Source organism: Longivirga aurantiaca (genome assembly GCF_042660085.1).
GTDB classification, from domain to species: Bacteria; Actinomycetota; Actinomycetes; order S36-B12; family CAIYMF01; genus Longivirga; species Longivirga aurantiaca.
This window is the reverse complement of sequence record NZ_JBHSTI010000025.1, coordinates 1-9,528: the sequence shown is the minus strand read 5'-3', so window position 1 is coordinate 9,528 and position 9,528 is coordinate 1. Positions and strand designations below refer to the sequence as shown.

11 protein-coding genes are annotated in these 9,528 nt (G+C 72.3%); 6 read left to right on the top strand and 5 right to left on the bottom strand.

Annotated features, from left to right (window positions below; genetic code table 11):
- Positions 1 to 184 precede the first annotated feature (184 nt).
- The gene (locus ACFQGU_RS16145) at positions 185 to 661 is read right to left on the bottom strand and encodes a DinB family protein (protein WP_386768678.1); all 477 of its coding nucleotides are present in this window, start codon (positions 659 to 661) and stop codon (positions 185 to 187) included.
- A 172-nt stretch (positions 662 to 833) separates the two neighbouring features.
- Positions 834 to 1,697, bottom strand: a complete 864-nt coding sequence (locus tag ACFQGU_RS16140) for an EamA family transporter (RefSeq protein WP_386768676.1) — start codon at positions 1,695 to 1,697, stop codon at positions 834 to 836.
- A 169-nt stretch (positions 1,698 to 1,866) separates the two neighbouring features.
- On the opposite strand from ACFQGU_RS16140, the gene ACFQGU_RS16135 reads away from it, so the two are divergent.
- The 3 genes from ACFQGU_RS16135 (at position 1,867) to ACFQGU_RS16125 (ending at position 5,233) form a co-directional block, all read left to right on the top strand.
- Entirely contained in the window at positions 1,867 to 2,745 is an 879-nt protein-coding gene (locus tag ACFQGU_RS16135; protein ID WP_386768674.1) for a hypothetical protein, read from the top strand.
- 135 nt (positions 2,746 to 2,880) lie between these two features.
- Positions 2,881 to 4,338, top strand: a complete 1,458-nt coding sequence (locus tag ACFQGU_RS16130) for a flavin-containing monooxygenase (protein ID WP_386768672.1) — start codon at positions 2,881 to 2,883, stop codon at positions 4,336 to 4,338.
- Between the two features lie 49 nt (positions 4,339 to 4,387).
- Positions 4,388 to 5,233: an SDR family NAD(P)-dependent oxidoreductase gene (locus ACFQGU_RS16125; protein ID WP_386768670.1), complete on the top strand. Its 846-nt coding sequence runs from the start codon at positions 4,388 to 4,390 to the stop codon at positions 5,231 to 5,233.
- Positions 5,234 to 5,244: 11 nt separating this feature from the next.
- On the opposite strand, the gene ACFQGU_RS16120 is transcribed toward ACFQGU_RS16125, so the two are convergent.
- Positions 5,245 to 5,967 carry a DUF805 domain-containing protein gene (locus ACFQGU_RS16120; RefSeq protein WP_386768668.1) on the bottom strand — a complete coding sequence of 241 codons (723 nt, stop codon included), beginning with the start codon at positions 5,965 to 5,967 and terminating at the stop codon, positions 5,245 to 5,247.
- A 177-nt stretch (positions 5,968 to 6,144) separates the two neighbouring features.
- Here ACFQGU_RS16120 and ACFQGU_RS16115 point away from each other — a divergent pair, with 177 nt between their 5' ends.
- Together ACFQGU_RS16115 and ACFQGU_RS16110 are read left to right on the top strand one after the other, a co-directional pair.
- Positions 6,145 to 6,576, top strand: a complete 432-nt coding sequence (locus ACFQGU_RS16115) for a hypothetical protein (protein ID WP_386768666.1) — start codon at positions 6,145 to 6,147, stop codon at positions 6,574 to 6,576.
- 52 nt (positions 6,577 to 6,628) lie between these two features.
- The gene (locus tag ACFQGU_RS16110) at positions 6,629 to 6,943 is read left to right on the top strand and encodes an antibiotic biosynthesis monooxygenase family protein (protein WP_386768664.1); all 315 of its coding nucleotides are present in this window, start codon (positions 6,629 to 6,631) and stop codon (positions 6,941 to 6,943) included.
- A 5-nt stretch (positions 6,944 to 6,948) separates the two neighbouring features.
- Here ACFQGU_RS16110 and ACFQGU_RS16105 read toward each other — a convergent pair whose 3' ends face one another.
- Positions 6,949 to 7,815 carry a hypothetical protein gene (locus tag ACFQGU_RS16105; RefSeq protein WP_386768663.1) on the bottom strand — a complete coding sequence of 289 codons (867 nt, stop codon included), beginning with the start codon at positions 7,813 to 7,815 and terminating at the stop codon, positions 6,949 to 6,951.
- A gap of 245 nt (positions 7,816 to 8,060) precedes the next feature.
- On the bottom strand, positions 8,061 to 8,327 hold the full coding sequence (locus ACFQGU_RS16100) for a hypothetical protein (RefSeq protein ID WP_386768661.1): 267 nt from the start codon (positions 8,325 to 8,327) through the stop codon (positions 8,061 to 8,063).
- A gap of 186 nt (positions 8,328 to 8,513) precedes the next feature.
- On the opposite strand from ACFQGU_RS16100, the gene ACFQGU_RS16095 reads away from it, so the two are divergent.
- On the top strand, positions 8,514 to 9,528 hold a 1,015-nt coding region (locus tag ACFQGU_RS16095), incomplete at its 3' end, for an isopenicillin N synthase family dioxygenase (protein WP_386768659.1).

Genomic DNA, 9,528 nt, shown 5'->3' with positions numbered 1-9,528 from the left:
TGCGGCTGGACCGCCTCGACCAGCCGTAGGGGGCGGGAACGGCGAGCTCGACCGGGCGCGCGGCCCCGACGTACGACGGGTTCGCGCGCCCGGCGCTGCCAGCGAGATCACGCGTACGGGTCAGATCGTGCAGTGGGACTGCCGTGATCGACCCAAGGGGTGGGAAGGGCGAGTGCGGCGCGGGTCAGGGGGTGGCGCGGGCGGCGCGGATCTGGGCGGCGTGGGCCTCGGCGTGGTCGGCGTAGATCGCGAGCCAGTCGGCGAGCGAGTAGGTGCCGCTCTCGGAGTGGACGCCGGTGCGCACGAGATCGGCGTCGACGAGGGTGTCGAGCAGCTCGCCGCTGGCGGCGCGGACGGCGCGGAACACCGCGAGCGACGCCTCGATCGGCCGGTCGTAGTGCAGCACCGTGGCCCAGTGCGCCTCGTCGTACCCCTGGATCGTGGTCGGCGCGGGCTCGGCGATCAGGCGCCGCAGCCGCACGTAGGAGTTGGTCTCGCTGTCGGCGAGGTGGTGCACGACCTGGCGCGCGCACCAGTCGTCGGTGCCGGGGCCGCGGCGGTCGAGGTCGGCGTCGGTCGCACCGGCGAGAGCATCCTCCACGAGCACGACGCCCGCGCGGTAGCGGGCGACGAGGGCGAGAGCGGCGGGGTCGCTGAGCATGCACCGATCGTTGCGGCTCGCCGTACGCCGCCACCACCGCGATTACCGCCGTCCCCCGCAGACATCACGCCGCCCTGCACATTCGCGCCCTGAGGTCGATCACGGCAGTTCAACTGCACGATCTGACCCGTACTCGTGATCTTGGAACCCCTGAGCGGACGAACTGAGCCGGTCAGGCGCCGAGGGCGAGGAGGGCGCTCGCGACGAGCGCGGTGACCATGCCGACCTTCTGCAGCAGGTGCAGGCGCTCGGCGAGCACGAGGCGCGCGAGCAGCACCGTGGCCGCGGGGTAGAGCGAGCCGAGCACCGCCACGATCGAGAGGAGCCCGAGCGGCAGGGCGAGCACGTAGAACGCGTTGGCCGCGACGTCGAGCGCACCCGCGAGCACCGCGAGCCACACCACCGACGGCAGCGCGGGCGTGGGGCGCTCGCCGCGCCGCACGAACAGAGCGAGGGCGAGCAACCCGATGATCACGGTCGACATGACGCGCGACCAGACGATCGGCCACACGCCCGCGTCGTCCGGCGCGAACGAGACGCACGCGAAGAACAGGCCGATACCCACGCCCGCCCCGATCGCGAGCAGGAGCCCGCGTCGCGAGACCCGCTGGTGCTGCGAGTCGTCGGTCGGTGCCTGCGGCTCGAGGCCGACCGTCACGATCGCCACGACCGCCAGCGCCATCCCGACGTACGCCGTCGGCCCGGGCCGTTCGCCGCCCGCGATGCCCACGACCACCGGGATCGCGGCACCGAGCACCGCGGACACCGGCGAGAGCACGCCCATCGGCCCGATCGTGAGGGCGGCGTACAGCAGCAGGATGCCGAACGCACCGAAGACCCCCGCGACCAGGCCGGGGACCGCGCTGCCCGCGGCGTCGCCGCCGAGGAGGAACGCGACGGGCACGATCAGCAGCAAGCCGGCCGGCGTCGTGACCATGAGCACCTGCAGCGCCGTCGCCCGCCGCGAGGCCACGCCGCCCACGAAGTCGGCGACGCCCCACAGGACGCTGGAGATCAGGGCGAGGACGACGGCCATCCGCGTAGTCCAGCACAGCCGTGTCCGATCGCCGTACGCCGTTCCGTCGAGCGCGCCGCCGTCCCGCGTCCACGGCGGACGCACCGGCTGGTGACGATGAGGGGTGGCTTTGTTGCGCTCTGAGCAACGAAGGCCCCCTTCATGGCACACCCGGCCTACGGTGGCGGGCATGCGTCGTCGACTCTGCGTGCTCGCTGGCCTGGTCGTGGGCGGTGCGCTGCTCGCGGGGTGCGCGGGGTCCGGGGGGTCGGGCAGCGCGACGTACTCGGGCGGCGACAAGACCGCACCGCCCGCGCCCAACCTGGTCGGCACGTTGCAGCAGTACCGCGAGGACGAGGTCACCCACTCGCTCAAGGTCGAGCTGAGGAACGCCGGCGCCACGACCGTCCGCGTGAGCTCGCTCGCCGTCGCCTGGTCGGGGCTCGCGGGGACCGATCCCGCTCAGGTCGACTACGACATCCCGCCCGGCGCCACCGTCGCGCTCAAGGTGCCGTACGGCGACGCCGTGTGCACCGGCAGCACGCGGCCCACCGACCCGGTCGAGGCCGAGATCGTCACGCCCGACTCCCAGCTCACCATCGGTCTCGCCGCCTCCGACGTCCTGCTCGAGAAGCTGTGGGACCAGGACTGCGCCCGCCAGCGCCTGCTCGACGCCGTCGACGTCGCGTTCGGCGACAGCTGGGCGCCGACCACCGTCGACGGCGCACCCGTCCTGCGCGGCACGCTCGTGCTCACCCGCGGCAGCAGCACCGGCCCCATCGACGTCGTCGACCTCGACGGCAGCGTGCTGCTCACGCTCGACGCCACCCCGCCCGCGGGCACCCCGCTCCTCACGATGCCGGCGTCCGCGGCTACGGCGTCGCTCTCGATCGACGTCGGCTCCACCCTGCGCTGCGACGGCCACTCGCTCGGCGAGAGCAAGAAGACGTACGTGTTCGACGTCGGCCTCGACCTCGGCGACGGCCGCGTCGATCTCACCCTGCAGCCGCCCGACGACGCGAAGAAGCAGATGTACGACGTCCTCACGAAGGCCTGCGGCCTCGCGTAGCCCGCACCCCTCCCGGCGCCCTGGTCAATCCGTCGCTTCCCGCCGCCGGAAGCGACGGATCGATCTGTGTGAGCGGTGGGGGTGAGCGCAGGGGGCCGGCGGGGTAGCGTCGCGGACAGCCACCGAGGAGCAGCCGTGACCGAGCACTACGACGTGATCGTCGTGGGCGCCGGGCTGTCCGGCGTCGGGGCGGGGGCGCGCCTGCTGCTGGACCGGCCGGGCACGACGTTCACCGTCCTTGAGGCGCGCGACACCATCGGCGGCACGTGGGACCTCTTCCGCTACCCCGGTGTCCGCTCCGACTCCGACATGCACACCCTCGGCTACCCGTTCCGTCCGTGGACCGCGGGCCAGGCGCTTGCCGACGGGCCGTCGATCCTCGAGTACGTCGAGGACACGGCCCGGGAGATGGGCGTCGACCAGCACGTGCGGCTGCACCACCGCGTCACGAGCGCGTCATGGTCGAGCGAAGACGCGCGCTGGACCGTCACCGCCGAACGCACCGACACTGGTGAGCGCGTCGAGCTCACCTGCGGATTCCTCTACTCCTGCACGGGCTACTACCGCTACGACCACGGATACGAGCCGGAGTTCGAGGGTCGCGCCGACTACACGGGCACCGTCGTGCACCCGCAGCACTGGCCCGCCGACCTCGACCTGGCCGGCAAGCGCGTCGTCGTGATCGGTAGTGGCGCGACGGCGATGACGCTCGTCCCCGCGATCGCGCAGACCGCCGCGCACGTCACGATGCTGCAGCGCTCGCCGACGTACGTCGCCGCCCTGCCGTCGGTCGACCCGATCGCAGCCGCCGTCCGCGAGCGGCTCCCCGCAGACGCCGCGTACCGCGTGGTGCGCGCGAAGAACATCGCGACCTCGGCCCTCAGCTATCGCCTGTCGCAGCGCTTCCCGCACGCGATGCGCCGCATCCTCATGGACGGCGTGGCCAAGCAGCTGCCCGAGGGGTACGACGTCGAGACGCACTTCGGGCCGTCGTACGGGCCGTGGGACCAGCGCCTCTGCGTCGTGCCCGACGGCGACCTGTTCACCGCGATCAGCAACGGGTCGGCGTCCGTCGTCACCGACCGGATCGTGCGGTTCACGCCCGGCGGGCTGCTGCTCGAGTCGGGGGAGGAGCTCGCTGCCGACGTCGTCGTCACGGCGACCGGCCTCGAGCTGCTGCTCGTCGGCGGGATGACGCTGAGCGTGGACGGCGTCGACGTCGACCCCACGAAGACCGTGGCCTACAAGGGGATGATGCTGACCGGGGTGCCGAGCTTCGCGTTCGCGATCGGCTACACGAACGCGTCGTGGACCCTCAAGTGCGACCTCGTCAGCAGGTACGTCGTACGCCTGCTCGACCACATGCAGGAGCACGGGTACGACGCCGTCACGCCCGTCGAGCCGCCCGAGCCCGAGCGCCTGCCGCTGCTGGACCTCAGCGCGGGCTACGTGCAGCGCGCGGCGGGATCGCTACCCGCGCAAGGGATCCGACCACCGTGGAAGCTGAACCAGAACTACCGCAAGGATGTCGCGCTGCTCACCCGCGGCCCCCTCGACGACGAGGGCGTCCGCTTCACCCGGCGTTCGCGATGATGGTGGCCTTCATCGCACACCCACGCTGCCCGGACACGAGGAGAGATGCATGAAGCGGTACGTCGTGGACGGCGGTACGGCGGTGCTCACGGGTGCCGCAGGCGGCATCGGTCGCGCCACCGCGCACGAGCTCGCCGCGCGCGGCAGCAACCTCGTGCTGCTCGACAACAATGCCGAGGCGCTCGAGGACGTCGCCGCCGATCTGCGCGTGCGGCGGCCCGACCGCGCGGTCACGGCGTACACCGTCGACCTCGCCGACGGCGACGCCGCCCTCGCCGCCGCGACCGCGATCCGCGATGCGCACCCCAACATCCACCTGCTCGTCAACAACGCCGGCGTCGCGCTCGGTGGCCGGCTCAGCCAGATCAGCCTCGACGACTTCGACTGGCTCATGTCGGTCAACTTCCGCGCCGTCGTCGTCATGACGCACACGCTGCTGCCGCGCCTCACCGCCACCCGCGGCGCGCACGTGTGCAACGTGTCGAGCCTGTTCGGTCTCATCGGCCCGGCGGGCCAGACGGCGTACTCGGCCAGCAAGTTCGCCGTCCGCGGCTTCGGCGACAGCCTGCGGCTCGAGCTCGCAGAGCACGAGGTGGGCGTGACGACCGTGCACCCCGGCGGCATCCGCACCGAGATCGCCAACAGCGCGCGCGTGGGTGCCGGTGTCGACCAGGAGGAGCACGCGGCGCACAAGGCGGTCTGGGACCGCATGCTCTCGCTCGATCCCGCGGTCGCCGCGCGCGCGATCGTCGACGGCATCGAGCGCCGCAAACCTCGGGTGCTCATCGGCCGCGAGACCTACGCCCTCGACGCGCTGGCGCGGCTCTCGCCCGGGCACTACGGCAGGGTGCTCGCGCTCGGCGACCGTCTCATGACCCGCGGCCTCGACCGCTAGGACCGGGCGCGTCAGGTAGGGACGGGGCCGTAGCGGTTGGGCCCGGGCGTGCCCGCCATGACCGTGAACACCAGCAGCACGATGCTGCCGAACGGCACGAACGCGATGAGATACCACCAGCCCTCGCGGTCGGTGTCGTGGAGCCGCCGGATCGTCAGCGGCAGGTTCACGAGGAACAGCACGATCGCGAGCACCACGAACAGGATCGTGAAGATCACGACCGCCGCGACGAGCGCGCCGTTCGGGTCCGCGGTCGAGGAGTTCGAGCCGGTCGACGACGACGGGAACGCGACGGCGATCAGCACCAGCAGGATCACGTACGGCACGAGGACGACGATCGTCTGGAAGAGGTAGAACCACCAGTACTCCGCCACCGTCGCGCGGCCCGAGTAGTCCTTCCAACCGGCGAACGCGCGGCGCACGGCGTCGCCGAAGCCGACCTTGCGCGGCTGCACGCCGTACCCGGGCGGAGCGGCATAGCCCTGGGCGCCGTAGCCCTGGGCGGGGTACGACGGAGCCGCGTACCCGGACGTGCCGTAGAGCGGGGCCGTCGCAGGGGTGGCCGTGGCCTGCCAGGCCGGCGGCGCGGTCACGAGCGGATGCGTGGTGGCCGTCCAGGCGGTGCCGTCCCAGTAGCGCTGCATCGCGGCGTCGGCAGGATCGGGGTACCAGCCGGCCACCGGGGCGGCGGGCGGGGTCGGAGGAGCCGGCTCGAACGGCTGGTCGGTGCTCATGGTGTCCCCTCGCGCAGATCCGACCTGCGGCCGGGCGTCGGACCGACCCTACTGACCGATGCTGTGAGCAGAGGAACAGCGCCACCGCACGGCGACGCTCCTAGGCTGAGAGGGACGCCCGACGGCCACGCCGCTGGCACGGGCCTCGGCGGTCGAGGGCGCCCATCGAGGTGACCCATGACGACCGCGCTCGACCGTCCCGCGCCCACCGACGTCCGCCCGCACGAGTTCCGCCGGATCTTCATCCCGGTCGAGGCGGTGGTGGCGGTCGGCGGCCTCTCCGGCACGTGGCAGCTGTGGACCGGCACCTATGCACCGCCCGTGTCCGACCTCGAGCCCCTCGGCCTCGAGAGCTGGAGGCTGCCTGCGGTGTGGCTGTTCTGCTCGGTCGCGCTGCCGTCGACCGTCGCGCTCGTCGCCGCGGTACGCCGTCACCCGCGCACGCCCGAGGTGGTGCTCGCAGCGAGCGGGCTGATGCTCGTCGAGGTGACGGTGCAGATCCCGTTCGTCGGGCCGAGCGCGCTGCAGGCGGTGTTCGGGGGGATCGCGCTCGGCATGGGCGGCCTCGCGATCGCGGCCCTGCGCCGTCGCAGCTGGCGGCGCGGGTAGCCGTCGTACGAATCCCGACGACGCGCAGGACGTGCACTTGTAGCGTCGCGCCATGTCCGAGCAGATCGTCACGATCTTCCGCAACCGCCTGCGCCCCGAGCACCGCGACGCCTACTCCGTCACGAGCGCGCGCATGACCGAACTCGCCGAGGCCATGCCCGGCTTCCTCGACGCCAAGACCTTCACGGCCGACGACGGCGAGCGCGTCACGATCGTGACGTTCGCCGACCTCGTCAGCGAGCGCGCGTGGCGCGACCATCCCGAGCACCGCGACGCGCAGCGGCAGGGCATCGCCGACTTCTACGCCGAGTACTCGATCCAGGTGGGCACGGTCTCCTACGCCCGCACGTTCAGGCGCGCCGACTGAGCGGATCAGCCCACCCGTGCGATCGGCAGCGGCTGCCACGCGGGCGACTTGGAGCCGCTGCCGCCGATCCCGGTCTGCACCAGCTGCCCGTAGCGGGTGGTGATCTGCAGGCCGCCGTCGCCGTCGGCCGAGAGCAGGTAGCACCCGTCCGGTGACCAGGCGAACTCCGGCCGCACGCCCTCGGGCATCGTGAAGATCGGTGTCGCGAAGCGGCCGTCGCGCTTGGCGCGGTAGACGACGCCGTCGCGGGTGAAGCCGATGTGCCAGCCGTCGGGGGCGAAGTCGGCGTACACGGCACCGGCGGCCACGAGCCTCGACCAGCCACCCCACGGCTTGACCGAGCGCACGCCATCCGGCGCGGTGTAGGCGATCGCGAGGTTGCGCCGGTTCCAGGTCGGGTTCGACTCGGTCGTGGACGGCGTGCGCGTGAGGTTGCGGACGGTCGCGCCGGTCGCGACGTCGAGGATCAGGATGTCGCCGCCGCGGCCGACCGCGAGCTTCGTGCCCCCGGGGCTGAACGACGTCTTGCTGTCGACGTCCACGGTGCCGAGGGCACGCAGCGTGTCGGCGACGTCGTCCCAGATCCAGAGCTCGCCCACGCCCGGCGCGGTGCCGATGTCGGTGACGATGGCGACGAACCGGCCGTCGGGCGACCAGGAGCCGCTGATGTAGCAGCCGAGGCCCTCGACCTCGCCGGGGTACGGATGCCCCGTGGGCCCGGAGAGCACGCACTCGTCGACCGACGTGATCGCACCGTTGGCGCCGGGGTTCTGGGCGACCGAGGGCGGTGCGGTGGCGATGAGCATCCCCAGCGCCGCGGCGACCGCGGTCGCGCCGACTCGGACTGTGCGACGTACCGACGTCCTAGACATGGCACTCCTCGGGACGGCCGGTCGTGACGACCGGGCGCGCGGCCATACCCGCGCCAGTCCGAGGTTAGGACGATGGGCTCGCCGTAGCGCGACGAACACGCGCCAACCGGCCACGTTGCGCAACATCGGTGCCGCGCGGGCACGCGGAGTGCCCAGGTGGACACTCCACGCGGTCGAAACCCCTGCAGCGCAACGCGTTCCGCGCACGCAGGATCACCGAGCGCACTCATGGCCGAGGTGCCCGCTCAGGCTGCGTGCCGGGCCCCGGCCGGGTACAGCGGCAGCCCGAACCGCTGCAGCGCGGCGTTGACCCGGGCGTACGCCACCGGTCCCGGCTCGAGGCCGGCCTGGAGGCAGAAGTGGCGCCGGTTCGGCGCGGTGGCCCGGAGGCGGGTCACCGTCGCACGGTCGTCGAGCGGCCCCTGACCGCCGTCGCGCCGCGCATCGGGATGGCGCAGCTCGTCGGAGCCGAGCAGCGTCTGCTGGACCATGTCGTCGGTCGCGTCATACATCGAACGGCCCTCCCACCACGGAGCTTCGTCCTGCATCCATTGTCGTCCCTGGATGCCCCGAAACTGAACAGAACAGCCCGGAGATGCCGCGATTCACAACCCGAACGGCGTGCTGCGCCCGGCAGGTCGGACCGTGGGGCCTTGGCCGGCGAAGAGGTGCCTCCGGTTGTGGGGGAGGCTGGGGTCATGACCGACCAGAGGACCGCGTTCACCGAGATCCCCGTGCTGTCGCACACCCGCTGGCACGGCACCCCCGAGGAGCGCCGGGCGTTCGCCCACGACCTCGTGACCACAGGGCACGAGGTGGGCTTCCTGACGCTCGTCGACCACGAGCTCGACCTCGACTTCGTCGCGCGGTACTTCGAGGCGCTGCAGGCGTTCTTCGCCCTGCCCACCGACACCAAGGCCCTCATCGAGAAGAAGCGGTCGCGGCACTTCCGGGGCTGGGAGCGCACCGGATCCGAGCTCACGGACAACAAGGTCGACTGGCGCGAGCAGCTCGACCTGTCGACCGAGAACGAGCCGTACGCCGAGGACGCGCTGCCGGCGTACCTGCGGCTCGACGGCCCCAACCAATGGCTGCCCGAGCACGTGCTGCCCGGCTTCCACGAGACGGTGCAGGAGTTCCTCGCCCGCGCCGCGCGCATCGCCGACGAGCTGATGGCCGCGCTCGCGCTCGGGCTGGGCGTGCCCGAGGACACGTTCGCGAAGGCGTTCGGCGAGAGGCGGCACTCCCTCGCCAAGCTCATCTCCTACCCCCCGACCCCGGACGGTGGCGCCGGCGTCAACTCGCACCACGACTCGGGCTTCCTCACGCTCTTGCTGCAGCACGGCGTCGGCGGGCTGCAGGCCCTCAACCCGGGCGGGGAATGGATCGACGTCCCGCCGGTCGACGGCGCGCTCGTCATCAACCTGGGCGAGACGCTGCAGTCGATGACGGGCAACTACCTCGTCGCGACGACCCACCGCGTGATCTCGCCGGCTCAGCGCTACTCGTCGGCGTACTTCCACGGGCCGGACCTGCGCGCGAGCCTCGAGCCGCTCGACCTCGACCCGCGGTTCGCCGACGCCGTGGCCGCGAGCCCGCGCCACCGGGACGCCGGATTCATGGCCAAGCGCGAGGAGCTGGTCGCCGGGCAGGGCGGCACGAGCAGCAGTCGCTCCGCAGCGTTCGGCGAGCAGCTGTGGAACTACTACCGGC